This window comes from Candidatus Kryptoniota bacterium, assembly GCA_036567965.1.
GTDB lineage: Bacteria > Bacteroidota > Ignavibacteria > Kryptoniales > JAKASW01 > JAKASW01.
Genome location: DATCTN010000022.1, coordinates 15,758 through 38,366 on the forward strand (window position 1 = coordinate 15,758; position 22,609 = coordinate 38,366).

Annotated in this window: 18 protein-coding genes, 1 tRNA gene and 1 pseudogene; 4 read left to right on the forward strand and 16 right to left on the reverse strand. The window is 49.7% G+C overall.

Features of this window, described 5'->3' with window-relative positions; all coding sequences use genetic code 11:
- Positions 1–10 precede the first annotated feature (10 nt).
- From VIS48_09650 to VIS48_09660, 3 genes are all read left to right on the forward strand, one after another.
- The gene (locus VIS48_09650) at positions 11–667 is read left to right on the forward strand and encodes a hypothetical protein (protein HEY9166412.1); all 657 of its coding nucleotides are present in this window, start codon (positions 11–13) and stop codon (positions 665–667) included.
- A gap of 764 nt (positions 668–1,431) precedes the next feature.
- On the forward strand, positions 1,432–2,688 hold the full coding sequence (locus tag VIS48_09655; protein HEY9166413.1) for a radical SAM protein: 1,257 nt from the start codon (positions 1,432–1,434) through the stop codon (positions 2,686–2,688).
- Between the two features lie 280 nt (positions 2,689–2,968).
- The gene (locus VIS48_09660; protein ID HEY9166414.1) at positions 2,969–4,354 is read left to right on the forward strand and encodes a T9SS type A sorting domain-containing protein; all 1,386 of its coding nucleotides are present in this window, start codon (positions 2,969–2,971) and stop codon (positions 4,352–4,354) included.
- A 538-nt stretch (positions 4,355–4,892) separates the two neighbouring features.
- On the opposite strand, the gene VIS48_09665 is transcribed toward VIS48_09660, so the two are convergent.
- The 6 genes and pseudogenes from VIS48_09665 to VIS48_09690 form a co-directional block, all read right to left on the reverse strand.
- Positions 4,893–5,348, reverse strand: a complete 456-nt coding sequence (locus VIS48_09665) for a response regulator (protein ID HEY9166415.1) — start codon at positions 5,346–5,348, stop codon at positions 4,893–4,895.
- A gap of 353 nt (positions 5,349–5,701) precedes the next feature.
- Positions 5,702–5,884: pseudogene (locus VIS48_09670) on the reverse strand (tyrosine-type recombinase/integrase).
- Between the two features lie 248 nt (positions 5,885–6,132).
- Positions 6,133–6,206: transfer RNA gene (locus VIS48_09675), tRNA-His, on the reverse strand.
- A gap of 245 nt (positions 6,207–6,451) precedes the next feature.
- Positions 6,452–8,014: a D-alanyl-D-alanine carboxypeptidase/D-alanyl-D-alanine-endopeptidase gene (gene dacB / locus VIS48_09680; protein ID HEY9166416.1), complete on the reverse strand. Its 1,563-nt coding sequence runs from the start codon at positions 8,012–8,014 to the stop codon at positions 6,452–6,454.
- Complete coding sequence (locus VIS48_09685) at positions 8,011–9,354, reverse strand: sigma-54 dependent transcriptional regulator (GenBank protein HEY9166417.1); 1,344 nt, start codon at positions 9,352–9,354, stop codon at positions 8,011–8,013. Before VIS48_09685 ends, dacB begins: the two co-directional genes overlap by 4 nt.
- Positions 9,344–10,924, reverse strand: a complete 1,581-nt coding sequence (locus VIS48_09690) for an ATP-binding protein (GenBank protein ID HEY9166418.1) — start codon at positions 10,922–10,924, stop codon at positions 9,344–9,346. The genes VIS48_09685 and VIS48_09690 overlap by 11 nt, the downstream gene beginning before the upstream one ends.
- Positions 10,925–11,052: 128 nt before the next feature.
- On the opposite strand from VIS48_09690, the gene uvrA reads away from it, so the two are divergent.
- Positions 11,053–13,938 (forward strand): excinuclease ABC subunit UvrA, encoded by a 2,886-nt coding sequence (gene uvrA / locus VIS48_09695; protein ID HEY9166419.1) that lies wholly within the window; start codon positions 11,053–11,055, stop codon positions 13,936–13,938.
- On the opposite strand, the gene VIS48_09700 is transcribed toward uvrA, so the two are convergent.
- From VIS48_09700 to hrcA, 10 genes are all read right to left on the reverse strand, one after another.
- Positions 13,929–14,624, reverse strand: a complete 696-nt coding sequence (locus VIS48_09700; GenBank protein HEY9166420.1) for a hypothetical protein — start codon at positions 14,622–14,624, stop codon at positions 13,929–13,931. The genes uvrA and VIS48_09700 overlap by 10 nt on opposite strands.
- A 108-nt stretch (positions 14,625–14,732) precedes the next feature.
- The gene (locus VIS48_09705; protein HEY9166421.1) at positions 14,733–15,902 is read right to left on the reverse strand and encodes a class I SAM-dependent rRNA methyltransferase; all 1,170 of its coding nucleotides are present in this window, start codon (positions 15,900–15,902) and stop codon (positions 14,733–14,735) included.
- Positions 15,899–17,092: a pyridoxal phosphate-dependent aminotransferase gene (locus VIS48_09710; GenBank protein ID HEY9166422.1), complete on the reverse strand. Its 1,194-nt coding sequence runs from the start codon at positions 17,090–17,092 to the stop codon at positions 15,899–15,901. The genes VIS48_09705 and VIS48_09710 overlap by 4 nt, the downstream gene beginning before the upstream one ends.
- Positions 17,092–17,601, reverse strand: coding sequence for a pantetheine-phosphate adenylyltransferase (gene coaD / locus VIS48_09715; GenBank protein HEY9166423.1), 510 nt, complete (start codon positions 17,599–17,601; stop codon positions 17,092–17,094). Before coaD ends, VIS48_09710 begins: the two co-directional genes overlap by 1 nt.
- A complete protein-coding gene (gene rsmD / locus VIS48_09720) occupies positions 17,598–18,143 on the reverse strand; it encodes a 16S rRNA (guanine(966)-N(2))-methyltransferase RsmD (protein HEY9166424.1) in 546 nt (181 codons plus the stop codon). Before rsmD ends, coaD begins: the two co-directional genes overlap by 4 nt.
- A gap of 5 nt (positions 18,144–18,148) precedes the next feature.
- A complete protein-coding gene (locus tag VIS48_09725) occupies positions 18,149–19,018 on the reverse strand; it encodes a hypothetical protein (GenBank protein HEY9166425.1) in 870 nt (289 codons plus the stop codon).
- On the reverse strand, positions 19,015–19,479 hold the full coding sequence (locus tag VIS48_09730) for a helix-hairpin-helix domain-containing protein (protein HEY9166426.1): 465 nt from the start codon (positions 19,477–19,479) through the stop codon (positions 19,015–19,017). The genes VIS48_09725 and VIS48_09730 overlap by 4 nt, the downstream gene beginning before the upstream one ends.
- A 90-nt stretch (positions 19,480–19,569) precedes the next feature.
- The gene (gene dnaJ / locus VIS48_09735) at positions 19,570–20,715 is read right to left on the reverse strand and encodes a molecular chaperone DnaJ (protein HEY9166427.1); all 1,146 of its coding nucleotides are present in this window, start codon (positions 20,713–20,715) and stop codon (positions 19,570–19,572) included.
- An 18-nt stretch (positions 20,716–20,733) separates the two neighbouring features.
- Positions 20,734–21,366, reverse strand: coding sequence for a nucleotide exchange factor GrpE (gene grpE, locus VIS48_09740; GenBank protein ID HEY9166428.1), 633 nt, complete (start codon positions 21,364–21,366; stop codon positions 20,734–20,736).
- Positions 21,367–21,373: 7 nt separating this feature from the next.
- Positions 21,374–22,396: a heat-inducible transcriptional repressor HrcA gene (hrcA, locus tag VIS48_09745; GenBank protein HEY9166429.1), complete on the reverse strand. Its 1,023-nt coding sequence runs from the start codon at positions 22,394–22,396 to the stop codon at positions 21,374–21,376.
- Between the last annotated feature and the right edge of the window lie 213 nt (positions 22,397–22,609).

A 22,609-nucleotide genomic window follows, 5' to 3' on the forward strand; every position in this document is an offset into this window, starting at 1 on the left:
AAGAAATAAATTGGATAAGCTCGGAGTATTGATTTGCATACCGCTCTTGTCACTAGTTATGGGCTGTGCGGAGGTAGTACCATTACTTCATGATTCGTCGCAGGGAAGCGAAGTCTATTCAAATTTGGGAACGGTAAAGGTTAACGTATTTAATGACGCAAAACCGGAAGATGAAGAAAATAGATCGCTCGAGTTCACGCCCTCGATCAGCGCTTTCGTTTTGTCCACTATAAAAACAAAAGTAGTCCAAAGCAATCTTTTCACCCTATCTGATAATGCTGTTTACGAGCTCTCTGGAAGAATAAATAGATTCCAAAGTGCTTCGGTGCCCAGTGCAGCGAGATTGATATTTGGTTGTTTGGGTCTCACAACTTATTTCGGTGGGGCTATCCTTGCGATAGCTAGGAATGATGCTACTTATTTTTATGTCGGAACCGCTCTGACAGTTCCTCTAATTGGAAGTTCACGATTCTTTAGTTCTTATTATGTGGCTTCCGTTGGATTTGAATACACAGTCACAAAAAGTGGGCATGAAATATATCGGGATACGATATCAGCGGACTCAACTCTTGAAAATCCCGAATGTTCACGGATGGTGTTGCTCGATCAATTGTTCGATAGATGTGTTAATCAGATGCTGAAGCGAATAAGTGAAAATGTCAAGTGAAGGTTAACGGTCGGTGACTTTCCAAACGTTCCGATGAGCGTATTCTACATGCACATAAATAACGATATCGGGATAATTGAGCAGAAGTCTCAAAGATGACGGGCTTTTTCTGCTTCAGCTTGTTGATAATTTGCAATAAGTGGAGAGTACGGATCCCTGGATCCACAAGTACATATTTCCGAGCGGAATGCTTCCTTCTGTCGCACAATTTGGGAAAGCATCGTAAGGCCTCTTTATAAAAGAGGACTGGCACGTGAATCGGGGGCAAGTCAGCTCCGACCTCTTCCCGTTGGGTAGTGTCTCAGCTTGAAATCCTGGATTGCGCGCCGCCGTGTCAGGAGTACCGACGATCCAACAGTCATGTCATTCCCGTCACCGCCTTGCGGGATCCCGATATATAGAATATTTCGGTCGGGACATGCTTATAGCGGGAATCCAGTCAGGCTCTGTCCTGGATTCCCGATAGGAACATTCGGGAATGACACGTGAGGGTAAGTTGAGACACTACCTCCCCTTGACTTTTCAGATACGCGACCGTAAAATCTAATAAGCAACATCACCTACCTAATTCGAGGACCTGATGCCGGATCATAAGGTCAAATGCGGGTCAGTGAGTAAGCGACATCTTCAGATAGATTAGTAATCAAGCGCCGTTCGTTCAGAGATTCTGACCTTGGTCAGGGCGATAACGTTCTGCTGTGACGACCGCGTTGTCACAGGAAAATGCGCACGCACAAAATCAAAGACATCAGGAGGGTGCCATAATGGAATCGATCGTGGTAGACCACAGACAACTATATCGTGTGCCGTGGACTTTGCCGGACAATGCAATCTCGTGGCTGGAACCGACATCGCAGTGTAACCTTTCATGCGAAGGATGTTACAGGGAGAACGTGACCTCTTCACACAAAACGCTGGAGCAGGTCCGGAACGAAATAGACACGTTCACAAAGTTCAGGAAGACTGACGGTATCTCAATTGCCGGGGGAGACCCTCTCATGCATCCCCAGATAATTGATATTGTCAGAGAAATTGCTGCACGCGGCATAAAACCCATAATCAACACAAATGGTCTTGCGCTCAATATCGATCTCGCCCGCGAGCTCAAAAAAGCCGGCGTGTATGGCTTCACATTTCACATTGACAGCAAGCAGAATCGTCCGGGATGGAAGAACAAGAGTGAATTGGAGCTCAATGAACTCAGGCTCAAGTACGCCGAAATGCTGGCTGAGGTAGGAGGGATTTCATGCGCATTCAACTCAACCGTCTATGAGGATACTCTCAAGTATGTTCCGGACCTGGTTGAATGGGCGGCAAGTCACATCGACATAGTCAACGTGATTGTCTTCATCATATTCCGCCAGGCAGTCCCGCAGATTCCGATGGACTGGTATGCGGGCGGCACTAAGATAAACATGAACGAATTGCTTTATTCGTCCGTGGAGCGACTCAAGGTGGACATCATGGCGCCAGACGTGGTTCTTGAGATTAGAAAGAGATTCCCGGAGTTCGAACCATGCGGATACCTGAACGGAACAGAAAAGGCTGATTCTTTCAAGTGGCTTTTTACTCTCCGAGCGGGCTCGAAACGCAGAGTGTTTGGTTACATGGGACGAAGGTTCATGGAGTTTGTCCAGACTTTCAATCATTTCATACACGGGAAGTACCTCGCCTACGGCAGTCCGTCAACATTAAGACGGGGAAGATCTGCCATGACTGCAGCATCATTATTTGACAAGGGAGCCAGGAAGTCCCTCGGGAAATATCTCCGATTCCTTTTGAAGAATCCGTTTCGCGTTTTCAGTCGAGTTCACTTCCAATCGGTCATGATAATCCAACCGATAGATGTGATGGAGGACGGCGGACAGAACATGTGCGACGGCTGTCCGGACATCACTGTACTCGACGGAAAGCTGGTTTGGTCGTGCCGGCTCGAGGAACCAAAACATTTCGGCTGCTTCGTGAGAACAGTACCCAAAGACGGTTACCGCAGGATTGCCCCTGAGAAGACACGGGCATGATTCTAAAACTCTCAACTCTCCAGTTGCACTGCCGTCTGATTATCTCCGATGGATTTGGCTAAGATCAGGTGTTCGGGTAAATTCGTGCGAGCCATTAGGGCAAAGTCGGGTGAGTGATCGGAACTTGACAGCTTGAATCAGATGGGGGATTCGTCAGGCGCGCAAATCAAGGATGTTTAAGCAAGACTTCACTTAAATGCCTAAGCCCAATTTCATTTCTAACCGAGGTAATTAGTGGATGACTGCATTGTTCTGTACGACAAAAGGAAGAGGTGTTGCCATGAAAAATTCTGCCACAGCATTCGTCGTTTTTCTTCTCTTAGCAGGAAATACCATTGCCCAGACTGACACGACCAAACCTTCAGGAGGATTTGCCCAACATGGCGCCGTTACCGGAATCGCACTCTTAGGATCAGGCTTTTATGAGGCTGTTTATGATAGCGGAGTGTTTCCGATTTCCGGTCCTTCGCTTTCAGCACAGATACAGGGAAGCGATAACGTGGTAATCAGCTTCACCTCGGGTGGCAATACGTTGATTGCCGGTATTGATGCTCTAGACAGCACCGACGTGAATCACAGAGGTACAGACGGCGGGGTTTGGCAGTACAACGGATCATGGTCAAAAATTGGCATCCCTGGCAATTACAACAACTCCAACGGACTTCCATCGCACTCAGTCATTTCGGTTGCATGGGACAGTACATATGTATTCGTCGCTCTTCCTGGTAGTGACCTCAAAAGTCAGAGTCCTAGCTTTGGTGGAGTCTGGCGCGCTATCCCCGGCGGTAATTGGGATTCGTGCTACTCCGGTGCTATGACGGATTCTTCATTTGTCACATCGCTCCTTGTGAGTGGATCAACACTCCATGCAGGGACTCTGTCTAGTGATATGCCTATAGAAGGCACAAGGGGACTAGGAAGCGGAGGGATTTTCAAGTCGACCGACCACGGTACGACCTGGACAGACATTAGTTACGATTTACCCAATAGGGATATTCTGTGCATTGCCCAATTGGACACGATGCTCTACGTCAGTACTCTATATCATGGCGTTTTTCGTAAAGCGCATAGTGCAAAAAGTTGGACCCAGGTCGTATTTAATACTGCCACAAATCCGGTCTCATGCTTTGCAACCGATGGTTCGAATCTTTATGCGGGCACATATTGTATCGACACTCTTAACGCCGAGCATGGTGTTTATTACATCAACAACAATTCAACAAGTTGGAATGCTCTCTCAGTCCCAGGATTAAGGGATTCCACGATCATATCAGCGCTTGGAGTGTATGGCGGTCATCTTTACGTCGGTAGCGGAGGCACATTTGGAATGACTTCGAAATATTATGGAACCTTCGTTGTCTCTCTTGTTCCGGTAGCGGTGCGACCATCTAGTGAAGCCCCTCACCGGTTTATGCTGAGCCAGAATTACCCGAACCCATTTAATCCTAGCACCATAATCAGTTACCAGTTGCCGGCAAACATCTTTGTGTCATTAAAGATCTATGATGTGCTCGGAAGGGAAGTAAAGACTTTCGTCAATGAACGTCAAAACGCAGGCACTCACAACGTAACTTTCAACGCAGGCAACCTGCCGAGCGGAGTATATTTCTATCGCTTAACAGCCGGATCATTTTCTGAAATTAAGAAATTACTGTTGGTTAAATGAACTGGCAACTGTGCCTGCCAACCCGAAGCATCGACGCCTGCCTGCACGAAGCGTTTCGCGCAGGCAGGCTCGATTTGCAACTCTACGCCGTCTATTTCGCGGAAGGCGCATCAGGCTCCGGCTGAATTACGTATCATGGTACTTGACCGTCTCGGAGGGCGAACCGGCATCTCGACCACGTCTCGAAACGAGCAGGGCTTCCGGCTCCATGCCGCACTCACTTGTAGGTTCTCTATCCGCGGCACGACTTCTTTTTGAGACCGCGAATGCTGTACTGGCAAGGGAACCCATGACCTTCTGATCCACAGGCAGGCGCTCTAACTAACCGAGCTTGTGAATTCGCGCCGCTTTCGGAAATTGTACATCGGATCATACATGCCGGTTAGCACTTTGAGAGTCAAAAAGAAAAGCCCGAGCGATGAAACTATTAGGCTATGGCTGTCTGTGAAGTCCGCCCGGACTTCTCGAAAACAAACAGCCTCTCCGTTGGGAGAAACAAGCGAGTTAATGAAACTGTACCATGGCGTATATCAGCAAGTCAAGTGGGCCCAGCTTTCCCTCCAGATGAGCCAGGCTCGTGTTTGAGGACTCGACGAAGCGAATCAAGTATTTTGCCTAATTCATATGGTTTGGATATATAGTCACTTGCGCCAAGTTTTAACATCTGAGTTCTGTCGGGAGGATCCGGCGAGCCAGATGCTGCTATGATCGGAATATGCTTTGTCAAGGGGTTTTCCTTAGCCTCCTTGATGAATTCAAATCCGTCCATGCCCGGTGAGAAAATGTCGGTAATTACAGCGTCCGGCTTAATCACATTTAGTTTATTTAACAACTCTCGTTTGTCTTCAAGGGCGATAACATCATATCCCTCGGCCTCAAGTTCACTTGCCAGTAAGAGGAGGAGCGTAGGCTCATCATCGCTTATGGCAATGAGAGGTCCCTTCCTTCTGCGCCTAAATTGTCCGGGCTTCCGTTCCCAAGATTTCTGTTTCATATTTTTGTCAGTCTCCTCTAAGTGTCCTAATTCATTTTTCCAATTCCTTGGAGGTTCGTCCTCGAACGGATCGGGAAATTGTAGGCCGTTTCAAGTGGGTCATAAGAACGTTGCTTTCCATTAAACAAGTTAAATAACTTCCTCTTTCCCCTTCCGAAAAGCATCCGAGGGATTGTAACTGTACCATGACGTTTATCAGAAGAATCCTCTTCGAAACAATACCTACAAATCGGCAACCGTACTGGTTAGATGAAACTGTCGCTACTACTCGCAAGTTTTGCCTCTGGCACTATTTTACCAGAGTACCAGGACGAATGCAAACGCTGGGCGAAATAGAAGGCAATCGAGTGCGTTTACAGCGTTTTGCTCGATTCAGAATCAACGTCCAGCATCTTGACAGCATTCGCCAGGGCCTCACGGCGAACATGGTCGTAAATCATTGTTGTCGAAATGTCGCTGTGTCCTAAGAGATCTTTCACGGCCACAATCGGAACTCCCCGCTTGACAAGATTCGATGCGAGTGAATGTCGCAAGGAATGGAAGTGACCGGGCTTTCAGCTTCCTGTTGAACTCAGTAAGGAATTGGAGGGCTTCCCGATACCGTCTTGTCTCTGTCAAGATTCTGCGAGCACGGTTCTCAACTTCATCGAAGTAATCCAGTTAGTAAATACCTCTGCGTCTTAACGGATGCACGTTGCACCCTGACTCTTTGTGCTGTACAGTAAATTGTACGGTTCGAAATGCACGAAAAGGGGGGATGCGTTTCTGGCGGGTCTGAATTCTGTACTGGCGAGGGGACTCGAACCCATGACCTCCTGATCCACAGTCAGGCGCTCTAACCAACTGAGCTACGCCAGCGTAATGAATTTCTTTGCGAACGGCATCAATTTAATAGATTTTGATCTTTTATCAAAGATGGGGCGTGCGGAGTAGTGACTCATTTTCATTCCTCTCTGTCACCCCGAACTCGTTTCGGGATCCAGGAAAAGATGTTGAACCGAATTCAGGATGACGGGGTTCGACAAATTGATTCACCACCAAGTACCCAATTCAGGGGCAGGTGATTAATTCGGATCCCAAGGTATCTGCCTGGGATCTTTGAGCTATAGATGAGGTGCTTTACTCGTCGCCTGAGAACGCGCCATTCTTTTGTGGATCGGGAGATTCTCATACGTGCCGAGCCGATGTTTCCTCAGCGCGCGGACGAAGGAGCGAGAGCTTCCGTTGTAGTAGAATAGAATATTGCACAACTGATCTTGCAGGTCGCGCACTGCTTTCGAGGCGCCGATGTAGCTCTCCATCATCATGGAGAACACGAGAGTATCTCTTGGTATTACCGCGTACCCTGACAGCGTGCTTACCCCGTTGATTGAGCCCGTCTTTGCCAATATCCTGTGAGACGAGCTGTCGAACGGCATTCTGTCCGAAAGAGTGCCATCAACTCCTCCAATCGGCAGACTGCGAACAAAGATGTCCCTGACGGAATCTGGCGGATTAAGCATGAGCCGAAGTACCTTAACGATTGCAGCGGGTGTGATGAGGTTGTAATGTGACACACCTGACCCATCGACGATGTAATGTTGGCTCGAGTCTATTCCGCAGTCACTGAGAAAATCCGTCTCCTGCTTGATTCCGTTCTCGGCACTGCCGGTTTCTCCAAATCTGTCTGCCGCTATCAACCGAATCAAGCATTCAGCTCCGAGATTGTCCGATTCTTTATTGATGTACGTGATTACGGTATCCATCGAGTGTTCGATGCTGAATAAGGGCTTGACTCCGGTAACTTGCGGAGTATACCTGGTTACCGACATACTACCCGCGATTGTCACTCCAGCTCGGGTCAGTGCGTCTTTGAACAGCGTTCCGAAGAACTCTGTCGGATGTCGCACGGAGAACTCGTACTTGGTGGGGCGGAATCGAGATGAATACCTACCGCCTACAATGATAGTATTTTTACCCTTGATCGTTCTCCGTGTGGCTGTCACGCTGTCAATGGTATCCCGCGTCGCAGTACATATCACATCGACGAAGTCTGATCTGGGTTGGAGAGCGATGGAAATGTTTCCAGTCAGGCTGTCACGACTTAGAAGAGCCGATATCACATTATGGTCTACGGATGCGGGAGTAATAAACATCGCGAACGGTTCCGGCTCGTCGTCCCACATCCAGCCCTCGCCCCACTCGAGGGAGTCGAATTTGGAAACATCGATAACGAGATTGCCTGTGACGTAAGTGATGCTGTCTCGCCTGATCGCAGCCGCAGCAACGCTCAAGTCGCTATCGCTGAGGATAGGATCTCCGCCTCCGATCGCGACAATATTTCCGTCGACCGTCCCGTTTGTGTGAGAGCCCTGGTACCCGAAGATGGTCCGGAATTTATATCCTACGTCGAGACTGTCCAGCGCGAAGGCTGTGGTAATGATTTTCAAATTGCTCGCAGGATGAATGAGAAGTCGGGAATTCGAGTTGAATATGATCTTCCTCGACCGTCTCGAATATACTTCTATCGCCATGATGGTCCTCGGCATCTTGGATTTGCGGACCAAGTAGTTGATTTGTCTATTCAGGATCCTTTCGGAGCGCGACGATCTCGCCGGAGCGTTGATTGGAAGAACCAGTGAAATGGCAAGAACGGCCAGGAAAATCTTAGAGACGGGACGGCTCACTTCCTTGGTTTGCCGAGCTTTCTGTACAACGTACTCTTGTTTATCTTGAGGATGCGCGCCGTTTGGACATAATCGTTATCGTGTTGTTCAAGTACCTTTCGCATGTACTGAATTTCCAGATCGTCAAGTGAGATATCGGAAGGAAGTTTATCCGTCCACGATTGGGACTGAATTCTGATTTCAGGGAGGTCAGTTTCCGAAAGGGAGAGGACCGGTCCTGTCGACAGAGCGATAGCGCGGTCTATGAAATTCTCGAGCTCCCTCACGTTTCCGGGCCAGGGGTATTCGTAGATTCCTGCCATCAACTCATCGGATACGCCCGTCACTCTTTTGTTATGCTGGCGATTGTATTTGTTTATGAAGTGCTGGACAAGAAGCGGTATGTCTTCTCGCCGCTCCCGGAGCGGTGGGAGTTCGATCCTGATGACGCTGAGGCGGTAGAACAAGTCTTCTCTGAAAAGTTTTTCCGCAACCAACTCCGAAAGATTCCTGTTGGTTGCAGCGATTATCCTTACATCGACTATTCGTGAAACGGAGCTGCCGATCCTCCTCACTTCATGTTCCTGCAAAACGCGGAGGAGTTTTGGCTGAAGTTGCAGTGGAATTTCGCCGACTTCATCGAGGAAGAGTGTTCCGCCTTCCGCCTCTGTAAAGAGACCGTCTCTGGCGAAGAGCGCTCCCGTAAAAGCCCCTTTTTCATGCCCGAAAAGTTCGGCTTCCAGCAGTTGCTCCGGAATCGCCGCAACACTTATCGGGATAAATGGTTTCTCCGCGCGCGGACTATTCATGTGCACCGATCTCGCCACAATTTCTTTTCCGGTGCCGCTCTCACCCTGGATAAGAATACTTGAGTTGGTCGGAGCAGCTCTGCCGATAATTTTGAAGACCTTAAGCATGTTCTCGCTGCGACCGACAACGTTAGAGGTCTTTACCTCGCTGGCCCCTTCATCGGGAAATTTTTTCCCTTTTCTGGTCACATGAAAGTGTGAGACGGCATTGGAAACGACCAGCCTGATCTCATTCAAGTTGAGCGGCTTACTTAGATAGTCGAACGCCCCGCTTTTGATTGTATTCGCCGCACCTTCGAGAGTCCCGAACGCGGTGATCAACACGACGGGCAGGTCAGGCGATGTTTGAACGAGCTTCCCGAGAAGTTCGACCCCGTTCAGTTTTGGCATCATGACGTCCGTAACGACAGCAGAGAATTCACCGGAAGTAATTTGCCTGAGTGCCATCACCGGATCTGAAAATGTCTCGACATCGTATTGAGGGGAGAGCGCCTCTCGCAATAGCTCCAGTGAGTCGGCATGGTCGTCAATGACAGCAATCTTATCCTTCATTTGCGCCTCCTGGAAGGAGAACTGAGAATGTCGATCCAGTCTCGGATGTGCGCGCGAGGAAGATCTTTCCCCCATGACTCTCGACTATTTCTTTGCATATCACAAGTCCTATTCCGTTGCCGTTCGGCTTCTTACTGTTTATGAAGTCGACGAACAATTGTCCAACAATATCCTGAGACACGCCGCCCCCATTGTCTTCGACGTCGATTCGGATCTGCGATCCGCCCTGGGCCTTTTCTTCATACACTCTGAGACCTATCGTCTCCTGACGGCCGTTTCTTCTTTTAGCGGTGATCGCTTCGATTGAATTGTTGATGAGGTTGATGAGCACCTGTTGAATCTGCACGGGGTCGGCATTAAGCACCAGTTCGGGCGTGTCGAGCCTGACGTCAAGCCTGATGGAAGTCTCTCTCAACTTAGATTCCATGACGGACTTGACCTCGTCGATTAAACTCCTTACCGGCGATTTTATCTTCGCGGGGACCGCAATCTTCCTTGCCTGTAGAGCTCGATTGATGATGGAAATCATATTTTCGACCTGCCGCTGGATCACACCGAGCTTTCGTCTTTCTTCGGATGAAATATCATTCTCGAGAAGGAGCTGGACCGACGCGTAGATTGCGTTCAGGGGACTTCCGACTTCATGTGCAAGTTTTGTTGCGAGCTTCCCGAGCGCCGCCTGTGATTCGAATGACCGAAGTCGTTCCTGAAGTGAAATTATCTCCGTCGTCTTCTGTTTCAGTTCGTTCGTAGCAAGTTCAATCTCTTTCTGAAGCCTGATGTTATATTCTTCTTTTTCAAGCATCTTAGTCCGGTTTATCTCGTGGGCTTTCTTGAGATCTCCGATCATATTGTTGAAGATTCTTGAGATTGTCTTGAACTCCTCTCCGGAGGAGGGAATGAATCGCGCGTCCATGTTGCCGCCCGCTACGTCGCGCATCGCCCCGGCAAGGTCTCCAAACGGCTTCAGGAAAGTGAGTCTCATGGCGAAAAGCAAAAGTATCGAAGCGAGCACACTCACAAGGAGCGTTATGATCGCACCCGTCTCCTGATTTCGTCTTACCACCTGCCTCACCTTGCTCAATGTGATTTCAGTAAGCGCGTATCCCCAGATCTGATCTTTACCGAACCGCAGAATCGAGTACGAGAATAGAGAACTCCCGGTTCTGACCGCCGATAGCGGAGGTTTTACATTTCCGCTCTTGAGAAAAGTCGTCCGGAGAAATTCCAACTCCGCTTTCGTGAGTGTCCGTCCCGCGTTGGCTGCAAGAACTATTGAATCCGGTCCGACTTTCTTGAAAAATCCGATGAACTCTGCGTCGGGAAGCAGCCTGAGAGCGAGTCGTGCGTTGGCGGTAAGAATGGACGGCTCTACTTCTGTAGATGTGCTTGTGGCCAGATTAAATTCAGCCGCGATGAGCTCGGCGCTGTCCTCCGCGTCAAGGAACAACATTCGCTCGGTTGTAACCGAGTTGAAATAAGTTATCAGGAGCCCCGCCGCGAAAAGTATAAGCACCACCAGGGCGGTGAGTCTTGTTCGTAAGGAAAACGCCGGTATTTGTAGTCTCACGTGAAAAATATACTTTTCAATGCGGTCGAGTTCAAGCTTTCATAGTCAATGTGACCACTCGTCTCGCGAGCTATCGAGCGAACGTGAAAGTGGGGAAGATTGTTTGTATTAGTTAAATTGAAACAAAGTTGAGGTTGATAGAGAGTACCACGATGCCTAATGCGCGGAAAACCCGTATTGATGCCGGATCCGGTCATCACGAGCTTCAAGTCGAAAGGCCCACCGGTTATCTCACGTTGACGGGGGTAAGAACGCACAATTTGAAGAACTTGAACGTCCGTATCCCGAAGGGAAAGATTACCGTTATGACAGGACCGTCCGGCAGCGGGAAATCAAGTCTGGCGTTCGATACAATTTATGCTGAAGGACAGCGCAGGTACATTGAAAGCCTTTCTGCGTATGTGCGGCAATTCCTGGAAAGGATGGAGAAGCCCGACGTCGATTCAGTACAGGGAATTGCCCCGACTGTCGCTATTGAGCAACGGCGGCTTTCACGAAATCCCAGATCGACTGTTGCTACGATGACGGAAATTTACGACTACCTCAGACTTCTCTTCGGCCGAGCGGGAACAGTCGTCTGCTCGAATTGTCACATACCCGTGGTCAAATACACACCACAATTGATACTCAATGCTATTGATAACTCCCTCAGGAATAAAAAGATATATTTGTTCTTTGGTGCGAAACCAAATGATCGCAAAGCATCTTATGATGATTTCAAGCGCAGAGGTTTCTACCGTTTAGCAGCCCTGAGTGAGCCGGGGAAAGTCATCGATCTGAACGAAGCCAAATTTGAAAATGACGGCCAGGAGTTCCTGGTTCTCCTGGACAGAATTTCGGTGGGTAGCGAGGGCTATAAGGACCGCGTTATCGAAGCTTGTGAGCAAGGCTTCCTAAACGGATCAGGAAGCATCTATGTCTACGACCTCGAGACCGGCGCCTTGCATCATTTCTCGAGCAAGTTCCAATGCTCATCGTGTGGGAGAGCTTATCTGGAGCCGGAGCCGCGGCTCTTCTCCTTCAACAATCCTTATGGAGCTTGCCCGGTGTGTCAGGGATTCGGTACCGTCATAGGCTATGATTGGGACAAAACCATTGCAAATCCGTTCATGAGTATCCTGAAAGGAGGAATCAGTTTAATCTCTGCGCCCGCTTTTGATGTTTACAGACGATCTCTTATAAAGTCTGCAAGTGCTGGCAGGATAAGGCTTGATGTTCCAGTAAATGATCTGACGCGTAAAGAGTGGAGCTTCCTGGTCGAGGGGGATAAATCGTTTGTCGGACTGCGGGGATTCGTGAAGCATCTTGAGAAAAAGTCCCACTCGTTTTCTGTAAAATATTTTCTCGACAAATATCGTGGGTATGTGACCTGTCCGACCTGCGGTGGGGCGCGTCTCCGGCAGGAAGCACTTGTCGTTGAAATCGACGGCCACAACATCGCCGGGGTTGTCTCGATGATGGTCGGGCGCGCACGAAAGTTTTTTGAACTTCTGAAACTCACAGGTGAGAATGCGGTCATAGCTGAACAGGTGCTCGAAGAAATCCGGAAGCGGATCGGCTATCTCTATGAAATCGGTCTCGAATATCTGACACTTGACCGGCTGTCATCTACGCTTTCAGGAGGGGAGGCGCAGAGAGTAAATCTGGCGACAAGTCTGGCTTCGACTCTTGTCGCGACAACATATGTCCTTGACGAACCGAGCATCGGGTTGCATGCGAGGGATATGGACAGGCTGGTGGGCATTTTGAAAAACCTGAAATCCTATGACAACACCGTCATCGTCGTTGAGCATGATGCCGAGATGATGAGGAATGCCGACTTCGTCATCGACCTCGGTCCAGGATCGGGTGCGGCAGGCGGTGAGATCATGTTTGAGGGCTCATTCGATGGCCTCGTCAGGTCGAAAAACTCAATTACGGGGAAGTACCTGCGCGGCGAAAGGAAGATCCAGCTGCCTAAACGCCGTAAACCTCTTGATAAGTTCATCAGAATCCAGGGGGCCTCATTGCACAACCTGGACAATCTCAATGTCGACATCCCGCTGTATGGAATTGTTTGTGTTACAGGAGTCAGTGGATCAGGTAAAAGCACACTCGTCTATGAAGTGCTCCATGATGCACTAAAGGAGCATTTCGCGCAGGAAGGGTTGGTAACTACGCGCGAGAAAATCGACGTGTCGACGAATCATGCGAAGAGAATTACATTCGACTACCTGCCGCAATCTGTCGAGCTGGTGGATCAGAGCGCGGTCGGTCGAGTATCCCGCTCCAACGTTGCAACGTACAGCGGAGCTTTTGACTCAATAAGATCTATCTTTGCGGAGACGCCACTTGCTAGAGAAAGGGGACAAAGCGCGAGCTACTTCTCGTTCAATGTCGAGTCCGGAGGAAGGTGCGAGGCATGCAACGGCGAGGGGATACAGGTGGTGGAGATGCAGTTCCTTGCAGACGTCACCCTGGATTGTGAGGTCTGCGGTGGGAAGCGATATGGCAGTGAGGCGCTTGAAATAAAATATCGCGGCAAAAATATTGCTGACGTTCTCGACCTTACTGTCTCCCAGGCGCTTGAGTTTTTCTCTGAAAGGAAAGAGGTCGTCAAACCTTTGAAGCTGCTGGACCGGGTCGGACTCAGCTATTTAAAGCTCGGTCAGCGTTTGTCGACGTTGTCGGGAGGTGAAGCCCAGCGCCTTAAGATTTCCACTTACCTCTCTGCAAGCAGCGACAGTGAGGTATTGTTCATACTCGACGAACCTACTACCGGCCTCCACTTCGAGGAGATTTCCAAACTGATCGATGTCCTGATCGATCTGCGCGACCGCGGGAACAGCATTATAGTTGTCGAGCATAATCTTGATGTAATCAAATGCGCCGATTACGTGATAGACCTGGGACCTGAGGCAGGGGAAAACGGGGGAAGACTCGTAGCAGCAGGCACACCTGAAGAGATTTGCGCGGTCAAAGAATCGCGCACGGGATCAGTCTTGAAGAGCTTTCTAGTTCAGGATCAGAATTGAGTGGCGATGTTAAATGCCAGAAAGAAAGTGCTGAAGTTAGACATCGGCTGACCCTGCAGACTCTCTATCCCTCTCGACATCGGAAGAATGTAGTAACGGACGCTGACTCCGAACAGGCTGTTTTGATCGAGCCCGAAGTAAGCACCCCCGCCCACATATCCTCCCAATCCGAAATACGAATGCGCTCCGGCGACGCTTCTGGAGAACGGCTGGTCATACGGCATCGACAACACCACGTTCGGTCCGACACCGGCGAGAACGTACGGACGAAATGAATCCGTTATGTCGTCCTTGAAAAGCCTGTACTGAAGTCCGATCATCGCGGGGAAAACGAAAAGTTGATTGACTTTCCCGATGACTGTCTTTTGAATATTTCCATAAAAATCATAGTAATACGTCTCCGTTTCGTTCGGGGCTTTAGCCTCCGAGCCGCTTATGGAGATCGTCCAGGATAGCGGCCCGCCGATGGATTGCCTATAGAAAAAGCCGAGACCGAAGCCGCTGTTGCCCAGCATGATGTCCGCTCCCAACGCGTTTGCCTTCTCAGCAGTGTCGGGCGCGACATCCTTTATCGGGAGGAACGCGTATTCCGAATCCGGATTCGACGTTGCTGTCGATTGCTGCGCGAAAGCCTGCGCTTCGAAAAGGAGAAGGAAGAATGCAAGACATCCACTCAACTTGATCATGTTATTCTCGGGTTTGGACTTCAATGTACATCGTTTTGACGCCAGCCATCTATCTAAAGATTAAACCAAAAAACGGTTCAATCAAGTTCCACAAAAATTGCGGACACGTCAACGCACTTCGTATGCGTCAAATTTGAGGTATTCAGTCTCCGGCATCGAGGGCAAAACCGGGTGATCTGGCGCTGCACCGGCACGATGAAGGAGCTGGAGGGTTCGTCCGCACCTCAGAGCGGCGTCGTTGACTATCTCCTCGAATGTCTCTCTGTACACGTGGTGAGAACATGAGCTCGTGAGAAGAGTACCGTTCTTCACTAAGAGCCCGAATATCTTTTCGTGCAGACGCCTGTATGCCACCTTGGCTGCGGTCACACTTTTCCTATTGTGCGTGAAACTTGGGGGATCACAGACTACCACATCGAAAGTACCTCCTGACGATGCCACACCACTCATGAACTCATTTACATCTGCCGTTTCTACGGAAACGTTCTTGAGCCCATTAAGTTCGGAATTGATTCGGAGTGCCAAAGTTGCCTGCTGAGAGGAATCGACCGCGAGGACCGATTCCGCGCCATGGTGAGCGAGATTCAATGCGAAACCGCCCTCGTTCGAGAAAAGATCGAGTACGCGAGCACCTTGAGCAAATCTTCGTGAGAAGATTCTGTTGAGTCGTTGGTCAAAATAGAATCCCGTCTTCTGTCCCCGGAACGGGTTGATCCGAAAGACAACACCCTCCTCGTCATAATCGGCGGTCTGCTCCACACCATGAAGAATCGATCTGGTCTGGGGAAGCCCTTCGAGCTCACGAGTGGGGCTTTCGTTTCGTTCATAAATTGCAGCGGGGGAAAAGAGCCCATGAAGCGCATCCAAAATAAACGGCATTCGCTTTTCCATCGCGGCCGAAGAGATTTGAATACTGAATAAGCCATTAAAGCGGTCGATGATCAATCCCGGCAGGAAATCGCTCTCTCCATAAACAAGCCGGTAGTACGGCACATTGAAGAGCCGGTCGCGGATGCCAAGTGCGTCTTTTATCCGATCCACAAAAAAAGTCTTGTCGGGTTCTCTGAATTCTTTCGTGAACATCCGAACCGAGATCAACGTATTCGGATTGTAGAATCCAAAACCAAGCGACTTTTCTCTGGAACTCTTCACCTCCACTACGTCACCGACCTGGGGATCGCCTGTCACCTCCGCGATTTCATTGCTGAACACCCAGCAGTGGCCGGCTGCGATCCTTCCGTCTTCCTTCGGCTTCAGCCGCACAGCGGCGTGCTTCATCTGAGCCTTCTGATCGCTGCAGCGATCCGATCCGCGGCTTCGACGAGTTCTCGCTCAGAATATGCATAGGAGATCCTGATGTGCTTATCTGAACCGAACGCAGCGCCCGGCACGACTGCAACCTGCGCCTCGGCGAGAAGGAAGTGTGAGATATCGAACGAGTTAGCCAGAGTAGTCTGAGCGTACTTTCTTCCGAACAATCCTTCCACGGAAGGGAAGAAGTAGAATGCTCCCTTGGGTTTGGTAAGAGAAAGGCCGTCAATTTCCCGAAGCTTGTCGAAGAGAAGGTCTCGTCTCCTCTGGAATGACTGCCTCATCATTTCGATCTCCGATTGATTTCCCTTTATGGCTTCGAGTGCGGCAGCCTGCGAGATTGAAGAAGCATTCGACGTCATCTGGCTCTGGATCTTTGATGAGCGGCGAATTATTTCTTCATTCGCGGCGAGAAACCCGATTCTCCAGCCGGTCATTGAGTACGCTTTCGAAACGCCTCCTATCGTGATGACCTTGTCGCGCACTTCAGGAATGGATCCGACTGAAAAATGTTTCTCTCCATCGTACACTATCTTTGCGTAGATCTCGTCGGAGAGAATGAAGAAGTCCCTTTCAACGGCAAGTCTCGCGATGCCATGAAGGATCTTCTCTGTCAACATGCTCCCTGTGGGATTTGATGGTGTATTCAGGATGATCGCCTTGGTCTTATCAGTGACAAGCGGCCTGATGTCTTCGGAGGTGAATGTAAAATCTCTTTCCTCTCTTGATTCAAGGATCACCGGAACGGCGTCTGCGAGTTTCACCATCTCAGGGAAACTCACCCAATACGGTGAAGGGATTATCACTTCGTCGCCCGGGTTGCAGATTGCCTGGAGCGCGTTGTAGATAGAGTGCTTTCCTCCGCTCGAGATAAGAATGTTTGACGCATTCACCTCGATATTATTCTCGCTCCGGAATCTTTCCGCCACAGCTTTCCGGAGCTCGGGCGTTCCTTCGTTCTGCGTGTACTTTGTAAAATTATCATTGATCGCTTTGATCGCCGCTTGCTTGATGTTTTCCGGAGTAGGGAAGTCGGGTTCCCCTGCGCTGAGGCTGATTACATTCTTCCCCTCGGCCCTCAGCTTTTTTGCAAGCGAGGTTATGGCGATCGTCTGTGACTCCTCGATCCTGTCGATCTTTCGCGAGAAAGACGGCATCAACTCTTTTTCCTTCCTGGTTTGGATTTGGCATCGCTGTTCTTTTCTATTAAAAGCCGATTGACGTGGGGAGGCACAAACTCGCTTACATTGCCGCCGAAGCTTGCGATCTCCCGCACTATCGTGCTGTTCAGGTACGTGTACTTTTCATGAGGCATCAGAAACACTGTATCTACTTCCGAGCTCAGCTTCCTGTTTGTCAGCGCCATCTGGAATTCGAACTCGAAGTCGGACACCGCCCGCAGACCGCGGACTATTGCTATGGCTTTCTTCTTCCGAGCGTAGTCGACCAGAAGACCGTCGAATTCCTCGACCTCGATGTTCTCGATATTCTTGACAGCCTCTTTGACCAATTCCACGCGCTGTGGACCGCTGAAGAGCGGAATCTTCAGAGTGTTGACTGCCACACACATGATAACCTTGTCGAATAATCGGGCTGCGCGGGCAGCAACATCGACGTGCCCGTTGGTTACCGGGTCGAACGTCCCGGGATAAATCGCGATTCTCATTTTTCCTCCGGTGCTATGAAAGATAGTATTGTGGAGCCGAATATCTTCTGTCTCATTAGTTTCGACCGCGGCGGCGTGTAAGCTCTCGAGTGTTCGACACAAATTATTCCGGATGCTCTGACCATTCCCCTCGATATGATATCATCGATTATGTCGCAAGTCGCGTTGTTTATTTTGTAGGGGGGATCGACATATGCCACGTCGAACTTCTCGCTGCATTGTTTCACGAATTCTTCGGCCTTCATCCGTACGATTTCACAGGCGTTTTCGACGCCAAGCTCGTGCGCATTCCGGGAAATCAATTCTGCAGTGTTCCTGTCGCTTTCCACGAACACAACCCTGGCTGCGCCTCTGCTTATCGCTTCGAACCCAACACATCCCGTGCCAGCATACAGATCGAGAGCAACCCCTCCAGTCAGGTCGATCATGTTAGCGAGAATATTGAACATTGTTACCCGAAGTCTGTCAGTAGCGGGTCTTAGATTTTGGGACCGGATCGAAATGATTTTTCTACTCCGGAGCCGGCCGCCCGTGATTCTCATCTGTGTTATTTCAGAGCGGCGCCGATTACGGACGCGAAATGGTGAGGCGACGCCGCCATGTCTTCGTTAGATGCCACAAGAGGCGAAAGCAGTATTTTTTCTCCCAGTGAGAAAAGCTCGAACCGCGAGTCGGAACTCTTCTTCAGGAGATCGATCATGAACGAGTCGGCTTTGTGTCCGGAGACAATGAACTTCTCAGCGTACTTGTCTGCCAACGATTCAAGGTCCTGCGCCATTTTTGTGATGAAATAAAATGGCTCACCGGAATAATAAGTGTATTTGTAGTAAGTGCGCTGGCCCTCACTGCAAAAACTTCCTTCTACCTGGCCTTCTTTGACAGTCACAACAATAAAATTCTTCATTTGTTGAGCGAGCTTGATTATCGCTACTTCCGTACACGAGTGGTCAAGATCTACAAACTGGAGCGCGAGTCCGCACCGCGTGCACGCGTCCTTCACTGCAACCAGAATGCCTTTATCAATCGCCGCGTAGAAAATCTCGTTGTGCCCTTCGTCGGTTGACCTGAGAACCTGATACGCTGGACGGTAGTCCACTTCTTGAAAGTTGTGGTGGAAGCTGATCTCGGACTTGAGGAGGTTTGAGATTTCCTCCTGGTTCAGGTCGGAATCGACTGTGATGGTGTCTCGCTCGAAAAGTGTTGTATCAAGCGCCACCGATGCGACCCGGCTGAGGATCCCTTCTTCATTTACAAATGCTGAAAGTTCCCTGACCAGCTCGTCCACACCAATGCCGCTGATCTTTCGGTCACAGATCCTGGATACGAAAAATGCCTCATCCCTGTGCTCGACTTCAGCTGCGCGAAGATAATCTCTTCCGAGATCGATGCCGAGTACTATTCGATATGGATCTTTCAAAGTACTCTCACGTATGGTTTCAACTTTGCAAATTTCGCCTGTCCTATCCCTTTGACGTTCAACAAGTCGTCTATCGATTTGAATTTGCCGACCGTCTTGCGATAGTCGACGATCCTTCCTGCAGTTACCTTGCCGACACCGGGAAGGAGAATCAACTCCTCGGCCGATGCCTTGTTGATGTCGATCGGTGAACTGGGCGAAAGGGAAGTCTTCTTGCCTGCCCGTCTCGCCGGACGGGTTGTGTCTTCATCTGCCGCGATGATTGAATCTATTTTTGCGGAAGCGGATGAAAAAAAAGAGTCTGAAGATTTAAAATCGTACTTTGCGGTCGGCTTGTCGAGATTCAAAATTTTTGCGGTCCCACCCAATAAGAGCCCGAATGAAAGAAATAGGATTATGCCGGCCTCACTTTTTGTCAGACCCAGCTTTTCCTGGACTATCCTCGTTAGCTTGATTAGCAATTCTGTTCTACGGTCGCGCTTTCTAGAAATATTGAGAAACACTCGGCAAAATTCAACTTGCCGACGTAACTTCCGAAGACTGTCCCGAATCTATTTGGAGCTATTTCCGTTTCTGGAAGGAGGCTTGACGTTGGTAGACTGTGCTAACTCTTTCAGTAATTCCTTCTCTCTCTGACTAAGCTTGGTGGGGGTGTAAATATTGATCTCCACGAGCTGATCGCCTCGACCGTAGCTGTTCAGATGCGGTAGACCTTTTTCACGCATCCTGAGGATCTTGCCCGACTGGACGCCCGGATCTATTTTCAGTTTTGCCCGCCCGCTCAGTGTGGGGACTTCGACTTCGCTTCCGAGAGCTGCTTCGGGATAGCTGAGGTCGAGCTCGAATACCACATCGTCACCGTTGCGTTTGAAGTGCGCGTGCTGTGCCTCCTCGACGATTACGATCAGGTCTCCGCTTGGTCCGCCCCTTTTGCCGGCGTTTCCTTCTCCACGCAAGGTAAGATAGTTCCCGTCGCTGACACCGGCAGGTATTTTCACTTTGATGGTGGATTCGCCGATCACTCTTCCCGCCCCGCTACAGGTTGGGCAGGGATCCTTTACAATCCTGCCGCTCCCTCCGCAAGTGGAGCACTGAACAATGTTTACAAACTGGCCGAACATCGTTCTGGTACCTCTGCGTATCTCTCCACTTCCGCCGCAGGTCGGACACGTTGTCGTTCCCAATCCGCTCTTTGCGCCGGTGCCGTCGCAAGTTTGGCACTTCTCCTGCCGCCTGATCTTTATCTTCTTCTCAACTCCTGTGGCGATTTCTTCAAGGGTGAGCTTCACCGAAATCTTGAGGTCGCTGCCTCTTTCTCCAACGCTGCTGCCGCCGCGTGTTCTGCTGCGGGTGCCGCCGCCAAATAAGTCATCGAAGATAGATCCTCCGAATCCGCCGCCGAAAATGTCGTTGAAGACGGTGAATATGTCGTTCGCGTTTGAATTTGTCCAGTCGTGGAAGTCCGCGCCTCGCCTGACACCTTCGTGACCGAACCTGTCGTACCGCGACCGCTTGTCCTGATCGCTCAAGACTTCGTAAGCTTCGGTCGCTTCCTTGAACTTCTCTTCAGCTTCTTTGTTGCCCGGATTACGGTCCGGGTGATGCTCCATCGCTAGCTTTCGGTACGCCTTCTTTATATCGTCAACGGACGAGCCTCTGTCAACTCCCAGAATCTCGTAGTAATCTCTTTTTGCCATCTTACTCCCCTAACCGCATTATTCGTCCTCTTCAGAATCGGTCTTGTCCTGAACTTCAGCCGCTATGATCACCTTCGCGTGTTTGATCACTTTTCCGTGAAGGGTGTATCCGCGCTCGACTTCTTCCACGATCGTATGCGGCTTGACGTCCGGTCTTGGGACCTGCATGAGGACATCATGGTACGATACATCGAACTCTTTTCCGACCGACTCTATCGCCCGGAGTCCCTTTTCTTCGAGCGTTTTCGAAAATTTCTGGTAGATCAGCTCGATGCCCTTATAGAATGACTCTAAATCGGAATTCTTCTTCCCGGTGGCAAGGGCCCGTCCAAAATCGTCGAGGATTGGCAGAAGATCTTTTATGATCCTTTCATTTGAGAACTTTATGAAGTCAGCCTTATCGAGCTCGGTACGCTTCCTGTAATTTTCGAACTCGGCCGCCAGTCTCAGGAGCTGATCTTTATATGAACCGAGAAGCTTTTCCGAATCGACCAGCTGCTTTTGAAGCGAGTCCAGATCGTTTTGGATTTCATGTTCAGCGTCGGCGGCATCAGAAAACTCGCCCCGCTTCGCGGACCCTTCCTGGTTCCCGTTCAAACTCTCTTCGGCTTCTTTCTTACCGTTGTATTTTTGATCGCGTGAATCTTGCATTGCGTTTTTATGAACCTAGTTTATTTGAAATTACTTTTGCAACAAAATCGACAAGCGGTATTAATCTGGAGTACTGCATCCTCCTCGGTCCCACGACGCCAACCGTACCTTTGATCCCTCCAACTTCATACCTTGCGGTAATCAAGCTGTAGTCTTTAAGCTTCTCGTCCGCATTTTCTTTTCCAACCTTTACCGTAACCTGCTCGTTCGATTCTCCCTTTTCTAGAATATGGAGAATCACATTCTCATCTCCGAGTATCTCGAGGATTCCCCTGATGTTTTCAGGAAGTTCAAATTCCGGATGAGAAAGGATTTCCTGAGGCATCCCGATGTGAAACTTCTCAGTCTCGGTAGCCACAGTGAAAATCCTCTCACTCATCTTTGTGAACCTGCTTACGAGCGCTTCGTCCGCGTAATCTCCAACACGCTCGCTTATGGTCTCACGGATTTCGGAGAGCTTCAAGCCGCCGAGGCGTTCGTTAAGAAGGGAACTCACCTTGCTTAGTTTCTGAGGACTGACTTGCGATTCCACCTCAAGGACAATCGTCTTTATCAAACCGGACTCGAGTGAGATAACAACCAGAATCTTGGCGGAATTCAAAGAGACCAAATCGATCTTCGTGAGGAGCGCGTCACCCAGATAAGGGGCGGAAACCAGACTTAATTGTCTGGACACTTTCCCGAGGAGCTTTGAAGCTTCGTTCAGGAGATCACTTGAATCGAGGGAGCCGCTCAACCCCGATGCAATTTCCACGCGTTCCGATTCATGAATAGTGTCATACGCAATCAAAGAGTCAATATAAAGCCTGTAGCCCTCATCAGTTGGTACTCTTCCGGCAGATGTGTGCGGGTGACCGAGATATCCGTACTCCTCCAGCTGAGACATCACGTGCCGGATAGTTGCCGGGCTAAGTCTCATGTCTTCTTTTTGCGAAATATACTTCGAACCCACAGGCATCGCGGTGAGTATGAAGTTGTGTACAACTTCGCGAAGTACCTCTTTTTCTCTTTGAGTAAGTTCTTTTGTCATTGGTGGTTAGACGCCTTCAATCATCATTAAATTAACAGTTGCGGGTTATCTAATCAAGGTTACGTAATTCCCAGCAGTGGGCTACTTTCAAAGTGAAGTGACATTGACAAATTCTCTTACTGTCATTCCCGTCCGACCGCAGGATCGGCGGCCGGATCGTGGGGACGTGCTCTTAGCGGGAATCTATCTCCATTCTCAACCATGGATTCCCGA

Coding starts and splice junctions, on each gene's coding strand:
- VIS48_09655 (HEY9166413.1), top strand. CDS start 1,432: ATGGAATCGATCGTGGTAGACCACAGACAACTATATCGTGTGCCGTGG.
- VIS48_09660 (HEY9166414.1), top strand. CDS start 2,969: ATGAAAAATTCTGCCACAGCATTCGTCGTTTTTCTTCTCTTAGCAGGA.
- VIS48_09665 (HEY9166415.1), bottom strand. CDS start 5,348: ATGAAACAGAAATCTTGGGAACGGAAGCCCGGACAATTTAGGCGCAGA.
- VIS48_09685 (HEY9166417.1), bottom strand. CDS start 9,354: ATGAAGGATAAGATTGCTGTCATTGACGACCATGCCGACTCACTGGAG.
- VIS48_09700 (HEY9166420.1), bottom strand. CDS start 14,624: ATGATCAAGTTGAGTGGATGTCTTGCATTCTTCCTTCTCCTTTTCGAA.
- VIS48_09705 (HEY9166421.1), bottom strand. CDS start 15,902: ATGAAGCACGCCGCTGTGCGGCTGAAGCCGAAGGAAGACGGAAGGATC.
- VIS48_09710 (HEY9166422.1), bottom strand. CDS start 17,092: ATGCCGTCTTTCTCGCGAAAGATCGACAGGATCGAGGAGTCACAGACG.
- coaD (HEY9166423.1), bottom strand. CDS start 17,601: ATGAGAATCGCGATTTATCCCGGGACGTTCGACCCGGTAACCAACGGG.
- rsmD (HEY9166424.1), bottom strand. CDS start 18,143: ATGAGAATCACGGGCGGCCGGCTCCGGAGTAGAAAAATCATTTCGATC.
- dnaJ (HEY9166427.1), bottom strand. CDS start 20,715: ATGGCAAAAAGAGATTACTACGAGATTCTGGGAGTTGACAGAGGCTCG.
- grpE (HEY9166428.1), bottom strand. CDS start 21,366: ATGCAAGATTCACGCGATCAAAAATACAACGGTAAGAAAGAAGCCGAA.
- hrcA (HEY9166429.1), bottom strand. CDS start 22,396: ATGACAAAAGAACTTACTCAAAGAGAAAAAGAGGTACTTCGCGAAGTT.